Source organism: Pantoea sp. B566, assembly GCF_024793925.1.
GTDB classification, from domain to species: domain Bacteria; phylum Pseudomonadota; class Gammaproteobacteria; order Enterobacterales; family Enterobacteriaceae; genus Pantoea; species Pantoea ananatis.
This window is the reverse complement of sequence record NZ_JANUQL010000003.1, coordinates 4,297,402-4,321,858: the sequence shown is the minus strand read 5'-3', so window position 1 is coordinate 4,321,858 and position 24,457 is coordinate 4,297,402. Positions and strand designations below refer to the sequence as shown.

The following is a 24,457-nucleotide window of genomic DNA, read 5'->3' as shown; positions in this document are numbered from 1 at the left end:
TTGATTTATGTTTCAAAGCTTATCGTTCAGGCTCTACATATCGTGGGGAGGCGGTGACAGCACTTCGCGGTTACCGTTATGTCCCGGTGCCGAAACGATGCCCTGGGCTTCCATCTGCTCAATGATGCGCGCGGCGCGGTTATAGCCAATACGGAACTGACGCTGAACGCCTGAAATCGAGGCGCGGCGCTTGTCCACCACGAAACCCACCGCCTGATCGAACAACGGATCCAGTTCTTCATCGCTGTCGATGCCGCCCGCACCTTCGCTCTCTTCGCCCGCTGTAATGCTTTCAATGTATTGCGGACGTCCACGCGCTTTCCAGTCCTGGACCACCGCATGCACTTCCTGATCGCGTACAAAGGCACCGTGAACACGAACCGGCATGGAGGAGTTTGGCGGCATATAGAGCATGTCACCCATGCCCAGCAACGACTCCGCGCCGCCCTGGTCGAGGATGGTGCGCGAGTCAATTTTGCTCGACACGGTAAAGGCGATACGGGTTGGAATGTTGGCCTTGATCAGGCCGGTAATCACATCCACCGAGGGACGCTGGGTGGCCAGCACCAGGTGGATACCGGCCGCACGTGCTTTCTGCGCCAGGCGGGCAATCAGCTCTTCCACTTTTTTACCCACGGCCATCATCAGGTCGGCGAACTCATCCACCATCACCACAATGTAAGGCAGTTTTTCCAGCACCGGCGGCGTCATGTCCATACTGTCGCCCGGTTTCCAGAACGGATCGGGGATTGGACGACCCATCGCCTCAGCCTGCTCAACTTTCTCGTTGTAGCCCGCAAGATTACGCACGCCAAGTGCCGACATCAGTTTATAGCGGCGCTCCATCTCACCAACGCTCCAGCGCAGCGCATTCGCCGCATCTTTCATATCGGTGACGACTTCGGTGAGTAGATGCGGAATGCCTTCATAGACCGACAGCTCAAGCATTTTCGGGTCGATCATAATAAAGCGCACTTCTTCCGGCGTGGCTTTATACAACATGCTGAGAATCATGGCGTTCACACCGACTGACTTACCCGAACCGGTGGTACCCGCTACCAGTAAGTGTGGCATCTTCGCCAAATCGGCCACTACCGGCTGACCAGCAATGTCTTTACCCAGTACCACGGCCAGAGGTGAAGGATTGTCACGGAATTTTGGACAATCCAGCACTTCACGTAAGTAAACGGTCTGACGGTGCTTATTCGGTAATTCCAGTCCGACATAGGGCTTACCCGGAATCACTTCAACAACGCGCACCGCCGTGGTGGACAGTGAACGGGCCAGATCGCGCGACAGGTTAGAAATACGCGCGGCTTTCACGCCCGGCGCCAGATCCAGTTCAAAGCGAGTAATGACCGGGCCGGGAGAGATGCCGACGACCTCGGCCTTAACACGATAATCGCCGAGGCGTGATTCAACCAGGCGCGCCGTCTGCTCAAGGGCAAACATGTCAACCGGCTCTTCTTCTGCAGGCGGTGCGGTTAACAGATCCAGAGAAGGCAACGGCGTAGAGGGTTTTTCCAGCGGCTGTTCATGACGCATCAGGAAAGGATGAATCAGGCTGTCATGCAACGACGGCTTCGCCTCTTCCACAGGTTCGGGCTGCTCGACAGGTGCCGCGAAGGTATCCGACGCAACGTTCTGCGTCGGCATGCTTCTCTGCGCGGCCGCATGCGTCGGCGCAGCCTGTACTTGCTGCCACGGCTCATGTTTTGCAGCGACCTCATCCGTTTCCGGCGTTGCCGCAATGGTGAACAGCGGCTCAACCGGGCCGTCGTCAACCAGATCTTTCATCGGTGAGAAATCAAAGGCCGCAGACGTGTCCAGGTTGAATACCGGCGCATTGTTGGCAGGTTCGGTCTCATAACGCTGTTGCTGCTGCTCGGCGAACTGACGGGCCAGGGATGCCTGCTCTAGAGCCTGTTCATCGTCTTCACTCTGTTCATCCTGTTGCCAGCTCTCGCCATAACGCTGTTGCTGCTCAGACTGAAACGCCTGACGTAACTCAGCCTGTTGCAGGGCATCCTGCTCCTCCGCTGACCAGTCTGGATTATGCGGCTGATCGGAAGCCTGTGGAGCCGCCGGGGCTTCAGACAGTCTGGCTTTCTCTTCTGCCATGCGCTGGGAAGGAAGTTTAATTCCGTAAGACGCCAATTCGCGTCGGGTCGGTAATTTAACCGGGTTTGGCCGCGGTAACGCCGGACCTATCCCCTGCTTCACCTGTGGATTCGCCTGATTTTCAGGCACCGGTTCAAACAGCGGCGACATCGAGGCCGCGGCTTTGCCTGCCGCGCCTGCCGTTACCGCACTGCTCAGGGTTGCGGCAGAGGCTGCCTCGCGCCAGTTGCCCATCTTCGGCGCATCATCCTCATAGGCCGTAAAGGGTGCTGAGGATGCGGGTGTTTCATCCGGCATTTCAAACCGGTACAGAGGCGGTTCACTGACCGGTTTATCCTGCGGAACAGGATCACGCGGTGCAAAATGACGCTCTGGAGCAGGATGAGGTACAGCCGCTTCCTGGGCGGGCGCGGCGACAGTATTCACGGGCGCAACCGCAGGCTGGGCTGCAGATGGGGCTGACGGCGGCACGGTAGCCGTGGTAAAGGTTGACGCCACGCTGGCTGCAGCAGGTTGCTGGACGGGTGCCACCGGCATTTCAGCAGCGTCGGTGGTTGCCGCGACGGCAGCGCGGGTCGCTGTTGCCGCCTTAGCCAGCAGCGGATCGTGCTCGTCCAGATCGGGCTGCGCCTTACGGGGCGCAGAAAGCAGAACGTCATCGTCGTCATGGGGCTGCGCGTGAAGAACAGGCACATCATCTTCATGATGTTCGCCCTCGTCCTCTTCCTGCCAGGGTTCGTCGTGACGTGAACGGTTGCTGGCAAATGTCAGCACGCCCATGACCACGCCACCGATTCGTTCTGCAATGGTCAACCACGACCAACCGGTATACAGCGTAATGCCCGCTGCCCAGATGCAAAGCAGAGTGAGGGTGCCACCAGCAGGACTAAACCAGGGTGAGATCGCATTGCTGACGAGGCTGCCGATCACGCCGCCAGAAGCAAAGTACCAGATGTCGTCAGCATTCAGTGCAGCCATGCCGCAGGTCGTCACGACCAGGGCCAGTACTCCAATTAAGCGCAAACCTACGGCGAAATAGTCGAAGTAGTCCTGATTATCGCGCTGGCGAAAGGCTATCCAGCACAATCCAAGGATCACCGGTGGAATGGCGTAAGCCATCACGCCAAAGATGAACAACAGCGTGTCAGCCAGCCATGCCCCTACCGTACCGCCGATATTATGGATAGGCTCGTGCCAGGCCGTCTGCGACCAGCTCGGGTCGGAAGGATTAAAACTGACCAGGGAAACCATCAGGTAGACGGCAAACAACGCCACCAGAATGAGCAACGCTTCCAGCAGACGGCGTCCACTGCTCAGCGACTGTAACGAAACGTCTTTATCTTCTGTGTATTCCTGGCTCAAGAGAACTCTCCAGGTGCCTGTAAAGTAAGAAACAACAGCGTCGGGCTCACCCGACGCTGGTCCTGTATGTATTCACAGGAGTGTACCGAAATTTCACAGGCTTTGCACCTGCCACGCATCAGCGCGTTTTGATCACCAGACGGTTACTCTGTTTGACCTCTTCCATCACCACGTAAGTACGCGTGTCGTTTACACCCGGCAGGCGCAGCAGGGTTTCCCCCAGCAGCTTGCGGTAGGCGGACATATCGGGCACGCGTGTTTTCAGCAGGTAGTCGAAATCACCAGAAACCAGGTGACACTCTTGAGTTTCCTCAAGTTTTTGCACAGCGGCGTTAAATTGCTCAAACACATCTGGTGCGCCACGATTCAGAGTAATCTCAACGAATACCAGTAATGAGGCGTCCAGGTAGTGAGGGTTAAGTTGCGCAGTATAACCAAGGATGAATCCCTGGCGTTCAAGACGACGTACACGCTCAAGACAAGGTGTAGGCGATAATCCTACACGTTTGGAAAGTTCCACGTTTGAGATACGACCGTCTTTCTGCAATTCATTCAGAATATTTCTGTCGATCCTGTCGAGGTCTTTACCGGGGCGTTTCTTATTATCTACCATTATTATTGTCTCTCTTAATTCCTTCCCTTTACCTGCCATCCCCTGAAAACGCTCATTGTTCGGGGCATTTTTTGAAGTGAAATAACGGCGTCTCAGTGCGGTCGCACCTATGTGTATGACGCATGTTGTCTGTCCACATCATGCGTCATGACTCATATCAGACGACAAAATTCGTTCGGCACATTGCCCAAAACCCGGCGGCAAAACCCGTTTTGTTCCGAAGATGTCATTCGCTTCTCACACTGTTTTCGCAAATGCGCAGGCGATTGTCAAAGTAAAATGTCTAAATTCAGGACAAGATGCCAGACACATCGCTGGGTCCCTGTTTTTAAATGAGTATTTTCGGGCGATAAGGTGCAACAACGTGAATTTTTGCCCCCTTTTGGCGCAAACCGCAGGCAAAAAGTGCAATCATCGTCTACGCCGTTTGCAGTAATCGTTAACAAACGCGCGCAAGTGTTGTCAATGACACGGCTTATTCCCTACAATCGCAGGCTATGTCAGGCGAATGAAACTGAGGAACGCATGAGTACGGCTAAACACAGTAAGTTGCTCATTCTGGGCTCTGGTCCAGCAGGTTATACCGCAGCCGTTTATGCTGCACGCGCGAATCTGAATCCGGTGTTGATTACCGGTCTGGAAAAAGGCGGACAGCTGACGACCACGACGGAAGTGGAAAACTGGCCGGGCGACCCGCACGATCTGACAGGTCCATCGTTAATGGAACGCATGCATGAGCATGCCGAGAAATTTAACACTGAGATCATTTTTGACCACATCCATTCCGTGGATCTGCAGAATCGTCCGTTCCGTTTAACCGGTGACAGCGGCGAATACACCGCAGATGCCCTGATTATTGCCACAGGTGCATCGGCACGCTACCTCGGCCTGCCGTCAGAAGACGCGTTTAAAGGCAAAGGCGTTTCGGCCTGCGCTACCTGTGATGGTTTCTTTTACCGTAATCAGAAAGTCGCCGTGATCGGGGGCGGTAATACGGCGGTAGAAGAAGCACTTTACCTGGCCAATATCGCCGCTGAAGTGCATTTAATTCACCGTCGCGACAGCTTCCGCGCCGAGAAAATTTTGATCGATCGCCTGATGGAAAAAGTCAGCAACGGCAACATTGTGCTGCATACCCACCGTACGCTGGAAGAAGTGGTTGGAGATCAGATGGGCGTGACCGGACTGACGCTGCGTTCAACGCTGGACGACAAAACCGAGTCGCTGGAAGTCGCTGGCCTGTTTGTGGCGATTGGCCACAGCCCAAACACAGCGATTTTCGACGGCCAGTTAGCGCTGGAAAATGGCTATATCAAGGTTCAGTCCGGCCTGCACGGCAATGCAACCCAGACCAGCATTCCGGGTGTGTTTGCTGCAGGTGATGTGATGGACCATATCTATCGCCAGGCCATTACCTCTGCGGGCACCGGCTGTATGGCTGCTCTGGATGCAGAACGTTATCTTGATGGTCTGGTTAAAAACGATAAGTAAGTTGTTAATAACCTGATCTTAATTGTTTGAGGCGACTGTTTTTCAGTCGCCTTTTTTATTATCACCATGCTAAATTCATGCGCCAGGCGGGAGGGGCTCGCCTCTTTTCCTTTGTCTTCGCCACTGTGGGTTTCGCATGAACAAATCGCGGCAGCAGCACCTTACCCGTTGGCTTCGTCAACAGCGGCATCATGCCGGTCCCTGGTTACGGCTCGCCTCACTGTCAGGTTCCGCCAGTGCGTTGCTGATTATCCTGCAGGCCTGGCTGCTGGCGTCGTTGCTTCAGGCATTGATTGTGACGCACCAATCGCCCCCGTCGCTTCTTTCACAGTTTATGTTACTGCTGCTGTGCTTCGTGCTGCGGGCGATGCTGAACTATGCGCGCGAGCAGGCAGGATTCCGTGCCGGTCAGGCTATTCGCCAGGCGCTGCGCAAACAGATTCTGGACCGTTTATCCGCACTGGGCCCCGCCTGGATTCAGGGCAAACCGGCTGGTAGTTGGGCAACCTTACTGCTGGAACAGACAGAAGATATGCAGGCGTACTATGCGCGCTACCTGCCGCAGATGACGCTGGCGGCCGTCATCCCCTGCGCCATTTTGATTGCGCTATTTCCTTTAAACTGGGCCGCCGGATTGATTCTGCTGGCTACGGCACCGTTGATTCCGCTGTTTATGGCGCTGGTGGGCATGGGCGCGGCCGATGCCAATCGGCGCAATTTTCTGGCCCTGGCGCGCCTGAGTGGTGACTTTCTTGATCGCCTGCGCGGACGGGAGACGCTGAGGCTGTTTCATCGGGCCGAAGCAGAAAAACAGGCCATTGCCGCCACCACGACAGACTTTCGTCAACGCACCATGGACGTCTTACGGCTGGCTTTTCTCTCCTCCTCCGTTCTGGAGTTTTTTGCGTCATTAGCTATTGCTGTGGTCGCGGTTTATTTTGGTTTTTCCTACCTGGGTGAGTTGCACTTTGGCGATTATGGCAAGGGCGTTACGCTGTTTGCCGGTTTTCTGGTGTTGATTCTGGCCCCGGAATTCTTTCAGCCTTTGCGCGATCTCGGCACCTTCTACCATGCTAAAGCGCAGGCCATCGGCGGCGCCGATGCCATTGAGCGCTTTATGCAGGCGACGCCACAGTCAGAAGCGCGCAACGGCACTATCCCGTTTGCCGCCGCCGCACCACTGGAGCTGGTTGCTGACAACCTGGTGGTCTGCGCGCCCGGCGGTAAAATCCTGTGTGGTCCTTTACATTTCACTCTGCGCTCGGGCGGACGCATCGCGCTGGTCGGTAAAAGCGGCGCAGGCAAAACCGCGCTGTTGAATGCGCTGCTGGGATTTTTACCTTATCAGGGCTCGCTTAAAGCCAATGGGATTGAGTTACGCGATTTGGTTCAACGCGACTGGCACCGGCATCTTGCCTGGGTCGGACAAAATCCCCAGTTACCGGCAGAAACGTTACGTGAAAATATCCTGATGGGCGCGCCCCTCGACGCCGCACGTCTGGATGCCTTAATCGCGGCTTGTGGCATCCACGAGTTTCTCTCACGACTGCCTGACGGGTTGAATACCGCACCGGGCGATGCCAGCAGCGCGCTCTCCGTTGGTCAGGCACAGCGCATTGCGGTTGCGCGGGCGCTGTACAAACCGGCTCAGCTATTGCTCCTTGATGAGCCTGCAGCCAGCCTGGATGCGCTGAGTGAACATCATGTCATGCAGGCACTTCATCAGGCCGCGCGACAGCAAACCACCCTGATGATTACGCATCAGATCGATTCGCTGCGCGACTGGGATGAAATCTGGCTGATGGAGGCGGGAAAACTGGTACAGCAAGGCAGTTGGCAGGCACTGACGGCCCAGCCCGGCCCTTTCCGTGCACTGCTGCAACATCGTCAACAGGAGTGCATTTGATGTCTGCTCTGCGTCCTTTTCTGCGGCTGTGGCTGCGTCATCCCTTCCGGCTGGCGCTGGGGATTATACTGGCGATAGTCACGTTGCTGGCCAGTATTGGCCTACTCACCCTGTCTGGCTGGTTTCTGGCGGCATCGTCCGTTGTTGGCGTCGCGGGCCTGTACAGTTTTAACTATATGCTCCCGGCCGCCGGCGTGCGTGGCGCGGCCATTATACGTACCGCGGCACGTTACTTCGAACGGCTGGTCACGCACGATGCCACGTTCCGGGTGCTGCAGCATTTGCGCGTTTTCACCTTCAGCCGATTGATTTCACTGGCACCGGGTCAGCTTGCGGCCTTTCGCCAGGCGGATCTGTTAAACCGTTTTGTTGGGGATGTGGATACGCTGGATCACCTCTACCTGCGGGTAATATCGCCGCTGCTAGGCGCATTTATCGTTATTGTGGTGGTGACAGCCGGTTTAAGCCTGATTGATCCGCAGCTGGCACTCCTGCTGGGCGGTACCCTGCTTGCCCTGCTCTGTCTTTTTCCTCCCCTGTTTTACCACCTGGGCGCCCCGGCGGGCGTGGCGATAACCCGGCAGCGTTCGCACTGGCGCGTGCAGTTAATGCACTGGCTGGCGGGCCAGGCTGAACTGACGTTGTACGGTAACGCCTCCGCCTGGCGCGCGCGGCTGGACAGCAGCGAACAACAGTGGCAGGACGCGCAGCGCCAGCAGGCACGTTTAGAGGCACTGGCGCAGAGTCTGTTGCTGATGTGCAGCGGTATCACGGTGACCGCCTTGCTCTGGCTCAGCGCCGACAGCATTGCGCAGCAGCATCTTCCCGGTCCCTTTATTGCGCTGGTGGTGTTTTGTGCCCTGGCCGCTTTTGAAGCGCTGGCCCCGGTCGCGGGTGCCTTTCTGCCCCTGTCTCAGGTGATCACCGCCGCCCAGCGCGTCAATGAGATCATCGAGCAAACGCCGGCGATCGTTTTCCCCTCCGCAGCCGCTGTCCCGCCCGGCGCGCTCAGCATGAGCGTGCAGGCGCTTGAATTCAGCTATCCCGGTAGGCCGGAAAACGTGTTAAACCAGTTTTCCCTGCACATTAAGGCAGGTGAACATGTCGCGCTACTCGGGCCTACCGGCTGCGGAAAATCCACCCTACTTGGCCTCCTGACGCGCGCCTGGGATGTTGAGCATGGCGAGATAGCGCTGAACAACGTCCCGCTTGCCGAGTGGGATGAAGCGCAACTCCGTCAGCGCATCAGCGTTGTCACCCAGCGCGTTCATCTTTTCAGCCAGACCCTGCGTGATAATTTATTGCTGGCCTGCCCCGATGCCAGTGATGAAACCCTTACCGTGGCGTTAATGCAGACCGGCCTGCAGAGTCTGCTGGATAATGAAGAAGGATTAAATGCCTGGCTGGGCGAAGGCGGCCGGCCGCTGTCGGGTGGCGAACTGCGACGCCTGGCGATTGCCCGTGCGCTGCTGCACAACGGCGACCTGTGGTTGCTGGATGAGCCGACAGAAGGGCTGGATGCCGCGACCGAGCAGCATATTCTGTCCCTGTTGCAGCAGCTGACAGCGGGCAAGACCGTGATTATGGTTACCCATCGTCTGACCGGACTGGCGCAGATGGATAAAATTTGCGTTATGGACGGCGGGAAGATCATTGAGCAGGGAAATCATTCCGAATTAGTCGCAAAAGGTGGACGTTACTGGCGTTTCCAGCAACGCTTTGCGTTATAGTTTTGTAAAAGCTGATGGATAACTTAACGCGATGAGACTGGTTCAACTGTCACGGGAATCGTTGCTGTTTCCTCCTCCGGAAACGGCGCTGCGTGAGCCCAATGGCCTGCTGGCTATGGGCGGTGATCTCTCGCCTGCGCGCCTGCTCAACGCCTATCAGCAGGGGATTTTCCCCTGGTTTTCCCCTGGCGATCCGATTCTGTGGTGGTCACCCGACCCTCGCGCGGTGTTACTCCCAGACCGTTTTCACCTCAGCCGCAGTATGAAGCGCTTTCACCAGCAATCACCTTATCGGGTGACGATGAATGAAGCCTTTTCCGACGTGGTCGAAGGCTGTGCGGCCGGTCGGGAAGAAGGGACATGGATTACTTTTGAAGTCAAACGCGCGTGGCTGAAGCTTTATGAGCTTGGTCATGCCCATTCCATTGAAGTCTGGCGCGAGCAAGACCTGGTGGGCGGCATGTATGGCCTGGCGCTGGGCCAGATATTTTGTGGCGAATCCATGTTCAGCCTGCAGACCAACGCCTCGAAAACCGCACTTTGGGTTTTCTGTCAGCATTTTATTAAGCACAAAGGACGCCTGGTGGATTGCCAGATACTGAATCCCCATACGGCTTCACTCGGCGCGGTCGATATTCCCCGCGAAGCTTACCTGGATGCGGTAAAAAACCTGTCCTCGCAGCCCGTTGACAGCGGCTGTTGGCGGAATCAAACCCTTTTTTAATCCGCGTGCAGATGTTTTGCACACATAAACCCGGTTAAGTGATATAATAGCGGCGTTTGGTATGTCGTCCGCGCTTGATTTTCAAGCCGGAATTGCCAGGCTGGGAATCTCATCGCACTCTCGGAACTGTTTCAATCGTGCGCGTGTTACCGGTTGATTCAGATTCTTAGCCCGCTAATCCCCCGCAGACGTCACATAAACACCCGAATTTAACCGACATGCTCGCGTTATAACGCGAAGCACGGCGATGCGTTGGCTTTATTGCCGACGGTTCTTTACATAACTTGTTGAATTGGGCATTATCTTGCCGGTTCAACTGAAAGGTAGTACACCCAGAGGATTCGATGGCCAAAGAAGACAATATTGAAATGCAAGGTACCGTACTGGATACGTTACCTAACACCATGTTCCGCGTAGAACTTGAGAACGGACACGTGGTTACCGCTCATATCTCCGGTAAAATGCGTAAAAACTACATCCGCATCCTGACGGGCGACAAAGTGACTGTCGAGCTGACCCCGTACGACCTGAGCAAAGGCCGCATTGTCTTCCGTAGTCGCTGAGTTGCGTTGATGCCGTTGCCTGCGCCTCGTGTGTGGGCAAACAAAAAAAGGCCGGATATTATCCGGCCTTTTCTCTTTCTGTCATACCGCGCTTAGTGCACGGTGCCTTCCGTTTTACGTTTTTGCGCACTCAGGAAGTGATAGGTCAGTTGCCCCTTCTCTTTATCCAGCGCAACAGAGACCGATCCACCGTCAACCAGCGAACCAAACAGCAGTTCGTTCGCCAGCGGTTTCTTCAGGCTTTCCTGAACGGTACGCGCCATCGGACGAGCGCCCATCGCTTTGTCATAGCCCTTCTCTGCCAGCCAGTCACGCGCTTCGTCACTGACCTCCAGTGAAACACCTTTCGCATCCAGCTGTGCCTGCAGTTCAACAATAAACTTGTCGACGACCTGATGAATAACGTCCGTTGACAGGTGGCTGAACCAGATAATGTTGTCCAGGCGGTTACGGAATTCAGGAGTAAAGATTTTCTTAATCTCTTCCATGGCATCCGTACTGTTGTCCTGATGGATCAGGCCAATGGATTTACGCTCGGTTTCACGCACGCCGGCGTTGGTGGTCATCACCAGCACCACGTTACGGAAGTCGGCCTTGCGGCCGTTGTTATCGGTCAGCATACCGTTGTCCATCACCTGCAGCAGCAGGTTGAACACATCCGGGTGCGCTTTCTCAATCTCATCCAGCAGCACAACGGCGTGAGGATGCTTGATTACCGCATCGGTCAGCAGGCCGCCCTGATCGAAACCCACATAGCCCGGAGGCGCACCGATCAAACGACTGACGGTATGGCGCTCCATGTACTCAGACATGTCGAAGCGCAGCAGCTCAATTCCCAGCGCTTTCGCCAGCTGAACGGTAACTTCGGTTTTACCGACGCCCGTTGGGCCAGCAAACAGGAACGATCCCACCGGCTTGCGATCCTGCCCCAGCCCTGCACGGCTCATCTTGATGGCTTCGGTCAGCGCTTCAATGGCGTTATCCTGACCAAACACCAGCATTTTCAGACGGTCGCCCAGGTTCTTGAGCGTATCGCGATCGGTTGCTGAAACACTCTGCTCTGGAATACGGGCAATACGCGCCACCACGGTTTCGATATCAGCCACGTTAACGGTTTTCTTACGTTTGCTCGCGGGCATCAGACGCGCACGGGCACCGGCCTCATCGATCACGTCGATGGCTTTATCCGGCAGATGGCGATCGTTAATGTATTTCACCGCCAGCTCAACGGCCGCACGCACGGCTTTGGCCGTATAGCGAACGTCATGGTGCGCTTCGTATTTGGTTTTCAGGCCGTTAAGAATCTGCACCGTTTCTTCCACCGACGGCTCGGTGATATCGATTTTCTGGAAACGACGCGCCAGCGCACGATCTTTTTCAAAGATGTTGCTGAATTCCTGATAGGTGGTAGAGCCCATCACGCGGATCTTACCGCTGGAGAGCAGCGGTTTGATCAGGTTTGCCGCATCGACCTGCCCACCCGATGCCGCACCCGCACCGATAATGGTATGAATCTCGTCAATAAACAGGATGCTGCTGTTATCCTGCTCCAGCTGTTTTAACAGCGCTTTGAAACGTTTCTCAAAGTCACCCCGGTATTTGGTGCCCGCCAGCAACGAGCCGATATCGAGAGAGTAAATCGTGCAGTCTTTCATCACTTCAGGCACGTCACCCTGCACAATGCGCCAGGCTAAGCCTTCCGCAATGGCGGTTTTCCCGACGCCGGATTCACCCACCAGCAGGGGATTGTTTTTACGGCGACGACACAGGACCTGAATAGTTCGTTCCAGCTCTTTGTCGCGACCGATCAGCGGGTCAATTCCGCCGACGCGAGCAAGCTGATTGAGATTGGTGGTGAAGTTTTCCATACGTTCCTCCCCGCCTGCTTGCTCTTCGTTAACCGGATTTTCAGCACCAGGTGCCTGGCCGGGTTCGTCTTTACGCGTGCCATGAGAGATGAAATTCACCACATCAAGGCGGCTGACTTCGTGTTTGCGCAGCAGATAAGCCGCCTGCGACTCTTGCTCGCTAAAGATGGCAACCAGCACGTTAGCGCCGGTAACTTCACTGCGTCCGGATGACTGAACATGGAAAACCGCACGCTGCAATACACGCTGGAAACTGAGCGTAGGTTGTGTGTCACGCTCTTCTTCGCTGGCTGGCAGCACAGGCGTGGTCTGTTCAATGAAGGCTTCGAGTTCCTGCCTTAGAGCCACAATGTCCACCGTACAGGCTTCCAGTGCCTCTCTGGCCGACGGGTTACTGAGCAACGCCAGTAACAGATGCTCGACGGTCATAAACTCATGACGGTGCTCACGCGCTCTGGCGAAAGCCATGTTTAAACTGAGTTCCAGTTCTTGATTGAGCATTAGGCACCTCCTCCAGTTAATCGCTCTGACCTGCTTCCTGTATGGAGAGAGGCTCAGGCTTTTTCAAGCGTACACAGCAACGGATGATGATTGTCCCGCGCGTAATTATTCACCTGCGCCGCTTTGGTCTCAGCGACCTCTGCGGTAAATACACCACAGATTGCTTTACCGTGGTAGTGAACTTTCAGCATCAGTTGCGTTGCACGTTCAATATCATAAGAAAAGAACTTTTGCAGAACGTCAATAACAAATTCCATAGGTGTATAATCGTCATTATTCAGAATGACTTTATACATGGAAGGCGGCTTTAACCCTTCGCGTACTTTATCGTCAGCTAATTGTTCAAAATTTAGCCAGTCATTTGTGTTTGCCATAGTGTTCCGTTGTGATTCTGTACATCGTCATAAACCCGGTTCATCTGTAGAGTTTAACACGTGTGTCAAGTGCACAGTCGCTAATGAATCATTCCGCTAAAAATGCCACACGCGACCTGTATCACAAAATTTCAAATAGCGTTAACTACCTCAAATTTTGATGATTTTTTCCCCGCCTTGCCCGGTGGTTTGCTTGACGACCACGCCAGTTTCTCTACATTCTACCTTCACAAGCTGATTGAGTTTTAATCAAACCCGACTCACGGCTTCAGTGACCTCACCTACTTATAAAATGTCTTGCGAGGGAAGTAAAAGCATGGAGACAGGTACCGTTAAATGGTTCAATAACGCCAAAGGTTTCGGCTTTATCTGTCCAATCGGGGGCGGAGAAGATATCTTCGCACACTACTCAACGATACAGATGGATGGTTACAGAACGCTAAAGGCGGGCCAGCAGGTCCATTTTGACGTTCATCAGGGCCCTAAGGGCAACCATGCCAGTCTGATAGTACCCGTTGAAGCGCAACAGGCTGTCGCCTGAGATCACCCCAACGTTGGACCGCTCCGTTGAAAATGCCAGCCTGCCGTGCTGGCATTTTTACTTGCGAATCGCTAACCCGCTTTACCCTGCGCCAGTCTGATAACGCGTGCAAACATGTCCCGCAGGCGTTCCGGTATGGCCTCGGTGCCGCGTTCGGCTGCCGCCATCGCGACCATAATGGCCAGTTCAGGTTTAGATGCACGATGAATCGCTTTGGTAATAATACGCCTGGGTTTCATCGGCACGTTTAACGGCAGGTGCGCTGCTTGTTGATAAATATCGCTAAAGCCATGCTGATAAAGGAAGTGCTCTATATCCGCCGCCGGTAGCGCCGTTAAGTGATGCTTCTCAACGTCAGGCGGCAGCAGCTGACTGCGCGCCGTGGCCGCATATTTTTTCCCTGCCATATCGCCGTCAGTCAGCACATGCCAGGCAATGCCCATACGCCGGGCAAATTTTAACAGCGGTTTTAATCCTGACTGGGCGAACTCAATCACCTTTATGCCTTCCGCGGCAAAGTGAAAGCCGCATTGTCGCGCCATCTCGTTAATGATCCAGACTTCGGTTTCGCCTTCAACCAGGAGCCAGCAGCGGGCAAACAGCGCCGAAGGCCGGTTAACTTTAATATGGAAGCCGATTCGCCGGCTCTCTTCAGCACTCAGCCCTTCGGGACCGACGCGCCATGCGGCCACGCGCGCGGGCTCGCGAACCAGCCGGCAAACATGCTCGATCGCGACCTGAGAAAGCAGCTCTCCGGAATTGGTTGTCGCGATCTTCTGTAGCGGCAGCAGCGTCAGCAGATTCCACGCCACGGACAGCATAATGGGATGCAGGCGGGTCTCCGGATCCTCAATCAGCAGCAGCGGCCGTGCGCCCGGCGCCAGAGGTTCGCTTCCCCGTGCCTGCACCAGCAGGGTAAACATGCGCAACAAAATAAGCTGACGGCTGCGAACGTCGGTGGCGGCAATCAGATGATTGAGCTGATCCAGCGAATGCCAGCCCCGGGCACCTTCACGGGACTGCGGCTCAACGCGGTGCGGCTCGCTGCCCCGCTCAGGATGCTGGATCAGGAAATAGTGTTCTACGAGCTGCTGCATCGTCTGCAATCCTTGCCGCAGCATGGCATTACTCATCTGCTGCGGGTGCTGCTCCAGATCTCGCGTGAGGGTATCCAGCTCTTTCGCCAGTTGGTTTAAGGTAGAGAGGCGGGCATCAATACCGCTCTCAACCGGTCGGATGCGGCGGCTGAAGCGGGCATCGCGCAGCCGTAATACCGGGTTCATGCGCAGCAGGTAATCTATCGCCGCCGCGCTTCCCGCTTCCGGTAATACCTGCCCATTCCCGTCGATAAAGCGGCGCGTCGAGGTAATCTGATCGTCACGCCGTCTGGCCTGCACGCTATAGCTCAGGCGGCGCTTTCCCTGCTCGCCGGGTTGCCAGAATGGCTGCAGCAGCTCGCTGGTGTCCGCTTCGTCATCCGCAAAGTGGAAAACAACCGACAACCGATGCACCCGATCCTTAACCTCACCCGGCGTAAAATGAAAATCATCAAGGGAGAACGCATAGTCGCGCGTGCGGGGAGAGAGCAGCAAGCTGAGCGCGTCGAGCAGGCTGGATTTCCCCCAGGCGTTTTCACCAATCAACAGGTTGATGCGCGTCAGCGGTAAAGAGAGTTGATTGATGCCGCGAAATCCCCGGATATCGATATGTTCCAGAATCATAGCGTTTTTATCCTCTTTGCTTTCCGAAGAATGGAGCGGCTTCATCAGGGGGTCAAGTGACTTTATGACAAAGGTTTACTCCCCTACGCTTTTTCGCTAGCGTGTCGTGACTTTCGACATGGACGAACCTTTCATTATGTATTCCGGACTCTTAATTATTCTTCTGCCTCTGCTGGCAGGCTGGCTGTTACCGCTTCGGCACGTTGCGTTCCTGAAGGCTGTAAACCGGCTGCTGGGTTGGATGGTCTACGTCATCCTGTTTTTTATGGGCATCAGCCTGGCCTTTCTCGATAATCTCAGCAGCAATCTGGTGACGGTGTTTTATACCGCCGCCGTGGCAACGGCTTGCATTCTACTGTGTAACCTGCTGGCGCTACGCTGGCTTGAGCATCGCCTGCCCTGGCAGCACAGTCACAAACAACAAAAGCTGCCCTCACGTTTGCATATGGCGCTGGAATCGCTGACGTTATGCGGCGTCGTGATCGCCGGCTTTGTGCTGGGCCTGACCCAGTGGCCCTGGCTGCATCATGCGTCAGCCGCCAGTGAATATGCATTACTCTTTTTGCTTCTGCTGGTGGGGATTCAGCTGCGCGGCAGTGGGATGACGCTGCGGCAGATTGTGTTAAACCGCCGTGGCATGATGGTGGCGGGCGCGGTGCTGTTGAGCGCGCTGCTGGGCGGAATGATCGCGGCGCTGATACTGGGGCTGCCGCTGAAAACCGGTCTGGCCTTAGCCAGCGGCTTCGGCTGGTACTCGCTTTCGGGGATTCTGATGACGGAAGCCTTTGGCCCGGTGATCGGCAGCGCGGCATTCTTTAACGATCTGTTGCGAGAGCTTATCGCCATCATGCTGGTGCCCGCGCTGATTGCCCGCCACCGCAGCACAGCGCTGGGCTTATGCGGCGCCACCTCGATGGATTTTACCTTACCGGTATTGCAACGGGCGGGCGGTTCAGAAATCGTTCCGGCTGCGATTGTGCACGGTTTTGTCATGAGCCTGCTTGCGCCGGTCTTGATCGCGCTGTTCTCTGCCTGAGTGCTGAATTCAACTTTTGATGCAATTTTTTACGGTTGAGTTGAATCAGCGTCGTCTACGCTTCTTGTGAGCTGTTTGATTCTGCTATCCGGTGGATGGCGACGGATGACCAAGGAGAAGAAGATGAAACAAACCGTAGCGGCGCTGGTGGCCAAAACGCTGGAAAACGCCGGTGTAAAACGTATTTGGGGCGTCACGGGTGACTCATTAAACGGCCTGAGCGACAGCCTGAACCGAATGGGCACCATTGAGTGGATGCCCACCCGCCATGAGGAAGTGGCCGCCTTTTCTGCTGGTGCAGAAGCGCATGTCAGTGGGGAACTGGCAGTATGTGCGGGTTCATGCGGACCCGGTAACCTGCACTTGATTAACGGCCTTTTTGACTGCCATCGCAACCGCGTGCCGGTCCTGGCGATTGCGGCCCATATTCCTTCCAGCGAAATCGGCAGTGGTTACTTTCAGGAAACCCATCCTCAGGAGCTGTTCCGCGAATGCAGCCACTACTGTGAGCTGGTATCGAACCCCGAGCAGTTGCCGCAGGTGCTGGGCATTGCGATGCGTAAAGCCATCCTGAATCGTGGCGTATCGGTGGTTGTCCTGCCGGGCGATGTCGCGCTGCAGGCCGCACCGGAATCCGCCCGCGCTGACTGGTATCCACCGCAGTTGCCGCTGGTGCTGCCGTCCGCCGATGAGCTGACTACCCTGGCGCAAACCCTGAACGACGCGAAAAATATTACGCTGATGTGCGGCAGCGGCTGCGCAGGCGCGCAACGGGAAGTCGTGGAGCTGGCGGCGACGCTGAAAGCGCCGGTGGTCCATGCCCTGCGCGGCAAAGAGCACATTGAATACGATAACCCGTACGATGTGGGCATGACCGGACTGATCGGTTTTTCCTCGGGCTATCATGCCATGATGAATGCCGACACCCTGGTCCTGCTTGGCACCCAGTTCCCCTATCGCGCCTTCTACCCGGAAAAAGCGAAAATTATCCAACTCGACATTAATCCGGGCAGCCTGGGCTCGCACTGCCATGTAGATCAGGCTTATATCGGCGATGTCAAAACCACGCTGCGCGCGCTGCTGCCAAAGCTGCAGGTCAAAACCGAGCAGCGTCACCTGGACAGCGCACTGAAGCATTATGCCGAGGCGCGTAAAGATCTGGATTCGCTGGCAACCGCCAATGATAACCAGCCGATTCATCCGCAATATGTGGCCCAGCAAATCAGTCAACTTGCCGACGACGACGCGATCTTTACCTGCGACGTGGGCACGCCAACCGTCTGGGCGGCTCGCTACCTGAAAATGAACGGTAAACGCCGCCTGCTTGGCTCCTTTAACCACGGTTCAATGGCGAACGCGATGCCGCAGGCCATGGGCGCGCAATCACTCAACCGTGACCGTCAGGTCGTGGCGCTATGCGGTGACGGCGGATTCAGTATGCTGATGGGCGATTTCCTGACCGTCGCCCAGTTGAAGCTGCCGGTAAAACTGGTGATTTTCAACAACAGCTCGCTGGGCTTTGTTGCCATGGAGATGAAGGCCGGCGGTTATCTCACCGACGGCACCGATCTGCACAATCCTGATTTTGCCGCCATTGCTCAGGCCTGTGGTGTTAAAGGCATTCGCGTTGAGAAAGCCTCTGAACTGAATGGCGCGCTGGAACAGGCCTTTGCCCATGATGGCCCGGTCCTGGTCGATGTGATTACCGCAAAAGAAGAACTGGCGATGCCGCCGGAAATTAAGCTGGAACAGGCCAAAGGCTTTAGCCTCTATATGCTACGCGCCGTTATTAATGGCCGCGGTGATGAAGTGCTTGAACTGGCAAAAACCAACTGGCTGCGGTAAAACAGACGGATGTTACAGGCGGGTTCTCCGCCCGCCTGGCATTTTGCTGCCCAGGAGCACAATGTGATTGATCTACGCAGTGATACCGTGACCCGTCCCAGTGCCGCCATGTTAGAGGCGATGATGGCTGCTGAAACCGGGGATGATGTTTATCGGGACGATCCTACCGTTAACGCACTGGAAGCCGAAGCGGCGAGGCTGAGTGGTAAAGCCGCTGCGCTGTTTCTGCCCACTGGCACCCAGGCCAATCTGGTGGCGTTGCTGAGCCACTGTCAGCGTGGTGAAGAGTACATTGTGGGCCAGCAGGCGCATAACTATAAGTACGAAGCAGGCGGCGCGGCGGTACTGGGGAGCATCCAACCCCAGCCGATTCTGGCGGCGGCCGACGGCAGCCTGCCGCTGGATGTGGTGGCCGACTTCATCAAACCTGACGATATTCATTTCGCCCCGACCCGGCTCCTGAGCCTGGAGAATACCCATCATGGCAAAGTCCTGCCCGCGGGCTATCTGGAGCAGGCGTGGCATTTTACCCGCAAGCATAAGCTGGCGCTGCACATTGACGGCGCACGTATTTTTAATGCCGTCGTGGCGCAGCAAACCACGTTGGAAAACCTTGCCCGTTATTGCGATACCTTAACTATCTGCTTGTCAAAAGGACTGGGCGCGCCCGTGGGTTCACTGCTCTGCGGCGATACAGATTATATTGAACGCGCGCGTCGCTGGCGCAAGATGACTGGCGGCGGTATGCGTCAGGCGGGGGTGCTGGCAGCGGCGGGGCTGTATGCGTTGCAACACAACGTCGCACGGTTACAGACCGATCACGAGAATGCGGCCTGGCTAGGAGAGGCGCTGCAGAAGATCGGCATTGAGGTCACGGAGCAGCAGACGAATATGCTGTTCGTGCGCGTCCCGGCAGACCAGATTGACGCGCTGAGTCAGTGGATGAGATCCCATGATGTGCTGATGAGCGTGGGTCCCGTGACCCGAATCGTCACCCATCTGGATGCTGAGCGCCCGGCGCTGGAAAAGGTGCTGTCGCACTGGCGGGCGTTTTTGGCACAGCATCGTCCCGGAGCTCCCGTCACGCCGTCTTCCCTTGCCGCGTCACCTTACGCGAGTCGCTAGATGTTGAGCGCGGTAACCACCGGTTATTGCGCTTCCCCGTATTTTTCCAGCAACGCCTCTGCAATCGCCAGGGTTTCAGCATCCGCTAAACCCTGATAATTCGCTGGACGGAAATGCATCTGAAACGCCGCAATCAAATTCCGTTGCTGGTTCGCGCTCATCCCTTCCGTGACCTCATAGCCGTAGCGCTGCAGGCGATCAAGCACTGTGGCAACCGGTACGGCGGCATCTCGATGCTGCCCGGCTAAGTAAAAAGCGACGCGCTGCGGATCGGGCCAGGCGCCAATGCCCTGCTCAGCCAGCTGCCGCCAAGGGAATCGCGGGCCAGGATCCTGTTTACGCTGAGGGGCGATATCGCTGTGGCCCACGATATTTTCCGGCGCGATACCATACCGGCGGGCGATATCCTTGATGAGCGCGCCGAGCACACGGATTTGTTCGGGAGGAAAAGGCTGCCATTCCAGGCCGGTCAGGGTACGGCGATAGCCGTTGTTCACCAGCTCAATGCCGACTGACGTATCGTTGATACGGGTTGCGCCGCGCCAGAAGCTCGGCCCGGCATGCCAGGCCAGATCCTGCTCCGGTACCAGTTGCCAGATAATGCCCTGCCCCTTGCGCTGCGGCGGCTGGCGAGGAATAAGATAATGGACGCTGACGTCACGATCGGTCAACGTGGCCAGGGAAGAGGAAAAGTCTTCTGCGGTATAGTGAATCACCACCACTTTTACGCGCGGTCGCGCGCCCTGAGCGGGATGACGCAGATCGACCCAATAGCCCGGTCGTGATTCTATGCCCGACTGGCAGCCCACCAGCACCCAGAGCGCCAACAGCAGCAGAATACGTTTCAACGAATCACAACCGCCGTGCCGGTCACGCTCACCATCAGCATGCTGCTGTCTTTACCCACGGTTTCGTAATCGATATCAATGCCGACGACCGCATTGGCACCCAGCGCGCTGGCCTGCTCTTCCAGCTCTTTAAAGGCAATCTCGCGCGCTTTGCGCAGTTCCTTTTCATACGCGCCCGAGCGGCCACCGACAATATCGCGAATGCCGGCGAAAAAATCGCGGAAGATGTTGGCACCGAGAATGGCTTCCCCGGTGACCACGCCACAGTAATCCGTAATACTGTGTCCTTCCAGGGTTGGCGTCGTCGAAAATTTCATCGTTTTCTCCTGTTACGTAAACCGGCCAAAGGCTCTTTCACCTAAAAGCAGAACTATACTCTATGTTAAAAAGGCACCTTGCCAGAGAACAACAAGGAAATCGAGATGAGAAACAAAGGTTTTGCGCTTTTGCTCCCGGCCGCGCTACTGCTGAGTGCCTGTACGACAGTAGAGCCGGTAATTAAGGATAACGGCCCACGACTCGCCCCTTGCGTTGAAGGCGGCCCCGACACCGTGGCACAAAAGTTCTACGATATGCGGATCGCACATCCCACCGCCGGTCTGCCTGATACCACCACGCTGGCAAACTATCGTCCTTACCTGAGCGAAGGCCTCTATCACGCCCTTCAGGAAGCAAGCCAAAGCCAGAACGCAACGCAATGGCACAGCGGCGATCTGTTCTCAAGCCTGGCACAGGGGCCAACTCAGGCTGATGTTGCTGATGCGTCGACCATTCCAAACCGGGATGCCCGCAATATCCCGCTGCGGGTAAACATGAGCCGTGACGATAAGCAGTGGCAGGATGAAGTGTTGATGATCCATCAGGGCAGTTGCTGGGTGGTGGACGATGTCCGCTACGTCGCAGACGTGCCTCACCCGGCAGGCGGTTCTCTGAGCCAGATGCTTGAAAAGGCGAAAAAATAAATAACCTTTACCTCCACGTCTGAACGCGCGGGCTTAACCGCCGGACGCGTTCAGACGGCATTCCGCCTGCCTTTCCAGAAATGCCCGCCGTTCGCCTCACAACATCTTGTGCTAATCTTTTGGGTGTTTACCGCTTATTCGTAAATTTTAAGCCACCTTAATTGCATAACTATTTTGGTGACGTTAAAATCCGCAAAACTAATAGCTATTCAAAATTGGCGCATGAGTATTCAACTAAACGCGATTAACTGTTTCTACGGTGCTCATCAGGCGCTGTTTGACATTAACCTGGAATGTCCGCAAGGCGAAACCCTGGTGCTGCTTGGCCCAAGCGGTGCAGGGAAAAGCTCGCTGTTGCGTGTGCTGAATCTGCTTGAGCACCCGCGCTCTGGTCAGTTGCACATTGCAGGTCACGATTTCGACTTCAGCAAAACGCCTTCGACGGCAGCAATACGCGAGCTGCGCCAAAACGTAGGCATGGTTTTTCAGCAGTACAATCTCTGGCCCCATCTGACGGTACTGCAAAACCTGATGGAAGCGCCCTGCCGTGTACTGGGCTTAAGCAAAGCCGATGCCCGGGCCCGAGCCGACAAGCTGCTCGATCGTCTGCGTCTCACCAGCTACAGCGACCGCTTTCCCCTGCACCTCTCTGGCGGACAGCAGCAACGTGTTGCGATTGCCCGCGCGCTGATGATGGAGCCGCAGATCCTGTTATTTGATGAACCGACCGCTGCGCTCGACCCCGAAATCACCGCACAGATTGTCAGTATCATTCGCGAACTGGCCCAGACCCAGATTACCCAGGTGATCGTGACCCATGAGGTGGAAGTGGCGCGTAAAACGGCCAGCCGTGTGGTGTACATGGAAAACGGTCATATTGTGGAACAGGGCGATGCCAGCCGCTTTACACAGCCGCAAACCGAGGCGTTTGCACATTATCTTTCGCACTAAGTCAGGATGCTAAAAATGAAAAAAGTCGTACTTGCTGCACTGCTTGCCGGATTAAGTCTGAGCGCTTCCGCTGCCGAAACCATTCGTATTGCTACTGAGGCTTCCTATCCTCCTTTTGAATTTGTTGATGCGAATAACAAAATTCAGGGCTTTGATGTCGATCTGGCTAATGCGCTGTGTAAAGAGATGGATGCGACCTGTACATTCACCAACCAGGCCTTTGACAGCCTGATCCCCAGCCTGAAATTCCGCCGCTTTGATGCGGTGATGGCAGGCATGGACATCACCCCTGAACGTGAAAAGCAGGTCCTGTTCAGCAAACCTTACTATGACAACTCGGCGATCTTCGTTGCGCAGAAAGGCAAAGTGGCGAGCGTAGAGGCGCTGAAAGGCAAGCGCGTCGGCGTGCAGAATGGCACCACGCATCAAAAATACCTGACGGACAAGCACGCGGATATTACCGTGGTGCCTTACGACAGCTACCAGAATGCGGTACTGGATCTGAAAAATGGCCGCATCGATGCCGTCTTTGGTGACAGCGCCGTAGTCAACGAGTGGCTGAAGCAGAACGCTAACCTGGCCCCGGTGGGTGAGAAAGTAACGGATAAAGCGTATTTCGGTACCGGTCTGGGCATTGCTGTGCGTCAGGGAAATACCGAGCTGCAAAGCAAATTCAACACGGCACTGGACAAAATCAAAGCCGATGGCACCTACAAAACCATCTACAGCAAATGGTTCCAGCAGTAATTTCTGATGAATGAAATAATCCCGCTTGCAAGCGCCGCCGGCATGACCGTCGGCCTTGCTGTTTGTGCCCTCATCGCTGGCCTGGTGCTGGCGATGATCTTTGCCGGCTGGGAGTCACTGCGACTGAAACCGCTGGCGTGGATCGGAACCACGCTCGTCACGCTGATTCGCGGCCTGCCGGAAATCCTGGTCGTGCTGTTTATCTACTTCGGCGCATCACAGCTGCTGCTGACCTTATCCGACGGCTTTACGCTGAACTTCGGCCTGTTTACGCTGCCGGTTCAGATGCACATTGAAAACTTTGACGTTAGCCCGTTCCTCTGTGGTGTTATTGCTCTGGCCATGCTTTATGCGGCCTATGCTTCGCAAACCCTGCGCGGCGCGCTGAAAGCCGTCCCGATTGGACAGTGGGAATCCGGCCAGGCGCTCGGCATGAAAAAGTCAGCGATTTTTTTCCGTCTGATTATGCCGCAAATGTGGCGCCATGCCTTGCCAGGCCTGGGAAACCAGTGGCTGGTTTTGCTAAAGGATACGGCGCTGGTGTCGCTGATTAGCGTTAACGATCTTATGTTGCAGACGAAAAGTATCGCGACCCGCACCCAGGAGCCTTTCACCTGGTTTTTAGTGGCGGCGGCCATTTATCTGGCGATCACGCTTTTCAGTCAGGCCGTACTGCGCCGAATTGAACTGCGCACCACGCGTTTTGAGCGGGGGAACAGCTGATGCTGAGCTATCTACCCGAACTGCTTAAAGGGCTTAACACCAGCCTGAGCCTGACCGCGGCCTCGCTCGTAACCGCGCTGCTGCTGTCGCTGCTCTTTACCATTGTACTGGCCTTGAAAACCCCGCTGTTTTCTCCGCTGGTAAAAGGCTTTATTACCCTGTTTACCGGCACGCCGCTGCTGGTGCAGATCTTCCTGATCTACTACGGGCCGGGCCAGTTTCCCAGCCTGCAAACGCTGCCCTGGTTATGGCATCTGTTATCACAGCCCTGGCTCTGCGCCATGCTGGCCCTGTCGCTTAACAGCGCGGCCTACACGACTCAGCTGTTTTACGGCGCCGTTCGTGCCATTCCCGCTGGTCAGTGGCAGTCCTGTGAAGCCCTGGGCATGACGCCCCGGCAAACCCTGCGTATTTTGCTGCCTTATGCGTTTAAGCGCGCCCTGTCTTCTTACTCCAACGAAGTGGTGCTGGTGTTTAAGGGCACATCCTTGGCGTTTACCATTACGCTGATGGAGGTCATGGGCCATGGTCAACTGCTGTATGGCCGGACCTATGACGTCACGGTCTACGCGGCTGCCGGGCTGATTTACCTCTGTGTCAACGGGCTGCTCACCATTATGATGCGCCTGATCGAGAAACGCGCCCTGGCGTTCGAACGGCGAAATTAACCCGCAGGCAGGGCAGCCTGCCTGATTAATTTTATAA

Annotated in this window: 21 protein-coding genes; 14 read left to right on the top strand and 7 right to left on the bottom strand. The window is 55.8% G+C overall.

What is annotated here, in order from left to right:
- Nucleotides 1–33: 33 nt before the first annotated feature.
- Both NYE92_RS21815 and lrp read right to left on the bottom strand, forming a co-directional pair.
- Entirely contained in the window at nucleotides 34–3,483 is a 3,450-nt protein-coding gene (locus NYE92_RS21815; RefSeq protein WP_110015002.1) for a DNA translocase FtsK 4TM domain-containing protein, read from the bottom strand.
- Between the two features lie 118 nt (nucleotides 3,484–3,601).
- Nucleotides 3,602–4,096, bottom strand: coding sequence for a leucine-responsive transcriptional regulator Lrp (gene lrp, locus NYE92_RS21810; RefSeq protein ID WP_006118610.1), 495 nt, complete (start codon nucleotides 4,094–4,096; stop codon nucleotides 3,602–3,604).
- Between the two features lie 525 nt (nucleotides 4,097–4,621).
- Here lrp and trxB point away from each other — a divergent pair.
- The 5 genes from trxB (at nucleotide 4,622) to infA (ending at nucleotide 10,510) form a co-directional block, all read left to right on the top strand.
- The gene (trxB, locus tag NYE92_RS21805; RefSeq protein ID WP_014606200.1) at nucleotides 4,622–5,587 is read left to right on the top strand and encodes a thioredoxin-disulfide reductase; all 966 of its coding nucleotides are present in this window, start codon (nucleotides 4,622–4,624) and stop codon (nucleotides 5,585–5,587) included.
- A 136-nt stretch (nucleotides 5,588–5,723) separates the two neighbouring features.
- Nucleotides 5,724–7,493, top strand: a complete 1,770-nt coding sequence (gene cydD, locus NYE92_RS21800; protein WP_088900430.1) for a heme ABC transporter permease/ATP-binding protein CydD — start codon at nucleotides 5,724–5,726, stop codon at nucleotides 7,491–7,493.
- Nucleotides 7,493–9,223: a heme ABC transporter ATP-binding protein/permease CydC gene (cydC, locus tag NYE92_RS21795; protein WP_088900429.1), complete on the top strand. Its 1,731-nt coding sequence runs from the start codon at nucleotides 7,493–7,495 to the stop codon at nucleotides 9,221–9,223. The genes cydD and cydC overlap by 1 nt, the downstream gene beginning before the upstream one ends.
- Nucleotides 9,224–9,254: 31 nt before the next feature.
- Nucleotides 9,255–9,947, top strand: a complete 693-nt coding sequence (aat, locus tag NYE92_RS21790) for a leucyl/phenylalanyl-tRNA--protein transferase (RefSeq protein WP_013025223.1) — start codon at nucleotides 9,255–9,257, stop codon at nucleotides 9,945–9,947.
- A 344-nt stretch (nucleotides 9,948–10,291) separates the two neighbouring features.
- Entirely contained in the window at nucleotides 10,292–10,510 is a 219-nt protein-coding gene (infA, locus tag NYE92_RS21785; protein ID WP_002211347.1) for a translation initiation factor IF-1, read from the top strand.
- Between the two features lie 92 nt (nucleotides 10,511–10,602).
- Here the strand turns inward: infA and clpA are convergent, their stop codons facing one another.
- On the bottom strand, nucleotides 10,603–12,879 hold the full coding sequence (gene clpA / locus NYE92_RS21780) for an ATP-dependent Clp protease ATP-binding subunit ClpA (protein ID WP_013025222.1): 2,277 nt from the start codon (nucleotides 12,877–12,879) through the stop codon (nucleotides 10,603–10,605).
- 53 nt (nucleotides 12,880–12,932) lie between these two features.
- Nucleotides 12,933–13,253 (bottom strand): ATP-dependent Clp protease adapter ClpS, encoded by a 321-nt coding sequence (clpS, locus tag NYE92_RS21775; protein ID WP_013025221.1) that lies wholly within the window; start codon nucleotides 13,251–13,253, stop codon nucleotides 12,933–12,935.
- A 316-nt stretch (nucleotides 13,254–13,569) separates the two neighbouring features.
- Here clpS and cspD point away from each other — a divergent pair, with 316 nt between their 5' ends.
- Nucleotides 13,570–13,794 carry a cold shock-like protein CspD gene (gene cspD, locus NYE92_RS21770; protein ID WP_006118603.1) on the top strand — a complete coding sequence of 75 codons (225 nt, stop codon included), beginning with the start codon at nucleotides 13,570–13,572 and terminating at the stop codon, nucleotides 13,792–13,794.
- Nucleotides 13,795–13,865: 71 nt separating this feature from the next.
- Here the strand turns inward: cspD and NYE92_RS21765 are convergent, their stop codons facing one another.
- Nucleotides 13,866–15,515 carry an ATP-dependent endonuclease gene (locus tag NYE92_RS21765; RefSeq protein WP_015700662.1) on the bottom strand — a complete coding sequence of 550 codons (1,650 nt, stop codon included), beginning with the start codon at nucleotides 15,513–15,515 and terminating at the stop codon, nucleotides 13,866–13,868.
- Between the two features lie 136 nt (nucleotides 15,516–15,651).
- Between NYE92_RS21765 and NYE92_RS21760 the strand changes: the two genes are divergently transcribed.
- From NYE92_RS21760 to ltaE, 3 genes are all read left to right on the top strand, one after another.
- Entirely contained in the window at nucleotides 15,652–16,551 is a 900-nt protein-coding gene (locus NYE92_RS21760; RefSeq protein WP_024470921.1) for a lysine exporter LysO family protein, read from the top strand.
- A 123-nt stretch (nucleotides 16,552–16,674) separates the two neighbouring features.
- Nucleotides 16,675–18,396, top strand: a complete 1,722-nt coding sequence (poxB, locus tag NYE92_RS21755) for a ubiquinone-dependent pyruvate dehydrogenase (RefSeq protein ID WP_259019427.1) — start codon at nucleotides 16,675–16,677, stop codon at nucleotides 18,394–18,396.
- A 63-nt stretch (nucleotides 18,397–18,459) separates the two neighbouring features.
- Nucleotides 18,460–19,521 (top strand): low-specificity L-threonine aldolase, encoded by a 1,062-nt coding sequence (ltaE, locus tag NYE92_RS21750; protein WP_231858589.1) that lies wholly within the window; start codon nucleotides 18,460–18,462, stop codon nucleotides 19,519–19,521.
- Nucleotides 19,522–19,544: 23 nt separating this feature from the next.
- On the opposite strand, the gene NYE92_RS21745 is transcribed toward ltaE, so the two are convergent.
- Together NYE92_RS21745 and NYE92_RS21740 are read right to left on the bottom strand one after the other, a co-directional pair.
- Nucleotides 19,545–20,369 (bottom strand): N-acetylmuramoyl-L-alanine amidase, encoded by an 825-nt coding sequence (locus NYE92_RS21745; RefSeq protein WP_015700665.1) that lies wholly within the window; start codon nucleotides 20,367–20,369, stop codon nucleotides 19,545–19,547.
- Complete coding sequence (locus tag NYE92_RS21740; RefSeq protein ID WP_013025214.1) at nucleotides 20,366–20,686, bottom strand: heavy metal-binding domain-containing protein; 321 nt, start codon at nucleotides 20,684–20,686, stop codon at nucleotides 20,366–20,368. The genes NYE92_RS21745 and NYE92_RS21740 overlap by 4 nt, the downstream gene beginning before the upstream one ends.
- 105 nt (nucleotides 20,687–20,791) lie before the next feature.
- On the opposite strand from NYE92_RS21740, the gene NYE92_RS21735 reads away from it, so the two are divergent.
- From NYE92_RS21735 to artM, 5 genes are all read left to right on the top strand, one after another.
- Nucleotides 20,792–21,331 carry a lipoprotein gene (locus NYE92_RS21735; protein WP_014593303.1) on the top strand — a complete coding sequence of 180 codons (540 nt, stop codon included), beginning with the start codon at nucleotides 20,792–20,794 and terminating at the stop codon, nucleotides 21,329–21,331.
- A 222-nt stretch (nucleotides 21,332–21,553) separates the two neighbouring features.
- Complete coding sequence (gene artP, locus NYE92_RS21730; protein ID WP_014606209.1) at nucleotides 21,554–22,282, top strand: arginine ABC transporter ATP-binding protein ArtP; 729 nt, start codon at nucleotides 21,554–21,556, stop codon at nucleotides 22,280–22,282.
- A 15-nt stretch (nucleotides 22,283–22,297) separates the two neighbouring features.
- Nucleotides 22,298–23,029, top strand: coding sequence for an arginine ABC transporter substrate-binding protein (gene artJ / locus NYE92_RS21725; protein WP_014606210.1), 732 nt, complete (start codon nucleotides 22,298–22,300; stop codon nucleotides 23,027–23,029).
- A 6-nt stretch (nucleotides 23,030–23,035) separates the two neighbouring features.
- Nucleotides 23,036–23,752 carry an arginine ABC transporter permease ArtQ gene (artQ, locus tag NYE92_RS21720; RefSeq protein WP_015700667.1) on the top strand — a complete coding sequence of 239 codons (717 nt, stop codon included), beginning with the start codon at nucleotides 23,036–23,038 and terminating at the stop codon, nucleotides 23,750–23,752.
- On the top strand, nucleotides 23,752–24,420 hold the full coding sequence (gene artM / locus NYE92_RS21715) for an arginine ABC transporter permease ArtM (RefSeq protein WP_013025209.1): 669 nt from the start codon (nucleotides 23,752–23,754) through the stop codon (nucleotides 24,418–24,420). Before artQ ends, artM begins: the two co-directional genes overlap by 1 nt.
- Nucleotides 24,421–24,457 lie beyond the last annotated feature (37 nt).

What these genes read in the sequence shown, in the direction of transcription:
- lrp (WP_006118610.1), bottom strand. Translation starts at nt 4,096, where the DNA reads ATGGTAGATAATAAGAAACGCCCCGGTAAAGACCTCGACAGGATCGAC.
- trxB (WP_014606200.1), top strand. Translation starts at nt 4,622, where the DNA reads ATGAGTACGGCTAAACACAGTAAGTTGCTCATTCTGGGCTCTGGTCCA.
- cydD (WP_088900430.1), top strand. Translation starts at nt 5,724, where the DNA reads ATGAACAAATCGCGGCAGCAGCACCTTACCCGTTGGCTTCGTCAACAG.
- cydC (WP_088900429.1), top strand. Translation starts at nt 7,493, where the DNA reads ATGTCTGCTCTGCGTCCTTTTCTGCGGCTGTGGCTGCGTCATCCCTTC.
- aat (WP_013025223.1), top strand. Translation starts at nt 9,255, where the DNA reads ATGAGACTGGTTCAACTGTCACGGGAATCGTTGCTGTTTCCTCCTCCG.
- infA (WP_002211347.1), top strand. Translation starts at nt 10,292, where the DNA reads ATGGCCAAAGAAGACAATATTGAAATGCAAGGTACCGTACTGGATACG.
- clpA (WP_013025222.1), bottom strand. Translation starts at nt 12,879, where the DNA reads ATGCTCAATCAAGAACTGGAACTCAGTTTAAACATGGCTTTCGCCAGA.
- clpS (WP_013025221.1), bottom strand. Translation starts at nt 13,253, where the DNA reads ATGGCAAACACAAATGACTGGCTAAATTTTGAACAATTAGCTGACGAT.
- cspD (WP_006118603.1), top strand. Translation starts at nt 13,570, where the DNA reads ATGGAGACAGGTACCGTTAAATGGTTCAATAACGCCAAAGGTTTCGGC.
- NYE92_RS21765 (WP_015700662.1), bottom strand. Translation starts at nt 15,515, where the DNA reads ATGATTCTGGAACATATCGATATCCGGGGATTTCGCGGCATCAATCAA.
- NYE92_RS21760 (WP_024470921.1), top strand. Translation starts at nt 15,652, where the DNA reads ATGTATTCCGGACTCTTAATTATTCTTCTGCCTCTGCTGGCAGGCTGG.
- poxB (WP_259019427.1), top strand. Translation starts at nt 16,675, where the DNA reads ATGAAACAAACCGTAGCGGCGCTGGTGGCCAAAACGCTGGAAAACGCC.
- NYE92_RS21740 (WP_013025214.1), bottom strand. Translation starts at nt 20,686, where the DNA reads ATGAAATTTTCGACGACGCCAACCCTGGAAGGACACAGTATTACGGAT.
- NYE92_RS21735 (WP_014593303.1), top strand. Translation starts at nt 20,792, where the DNA reads ATGAGAAACAAAGGTTTTGCGCTTTTGCTCCCGGCCGCGCTACTGCTG.
- artP (WP_014606209.1), top strand. Translation starts at nt 21,554, where the DNA reads ATGAGTATTCAACTAAACGCGATTAACTGTTTCTACGGTGCTCATCAG.
- artJ (WP_014606210.1), top strand. Translation starts at nt 22,298, where the DNA reads ATGAAAAAAGTCGTACTTGCTGCACTGCTTGCCGGATTAAGTCTGAGC.
- artQ (WP_015700667.1), top strand. Translation starts at nt 23,036, where the DNA reads ATGAATGAAATAATCCCGCTTGCAAGCGCCGCCGGCATGACCGTCGGC.
- artM (WP_013025209.1), top strand. Translation starts at nt 23,752, where the DNA reads ATGCTGAGCTATCTACCCGAACTGCTTAAAGGGCTTAACACCAGCCTG.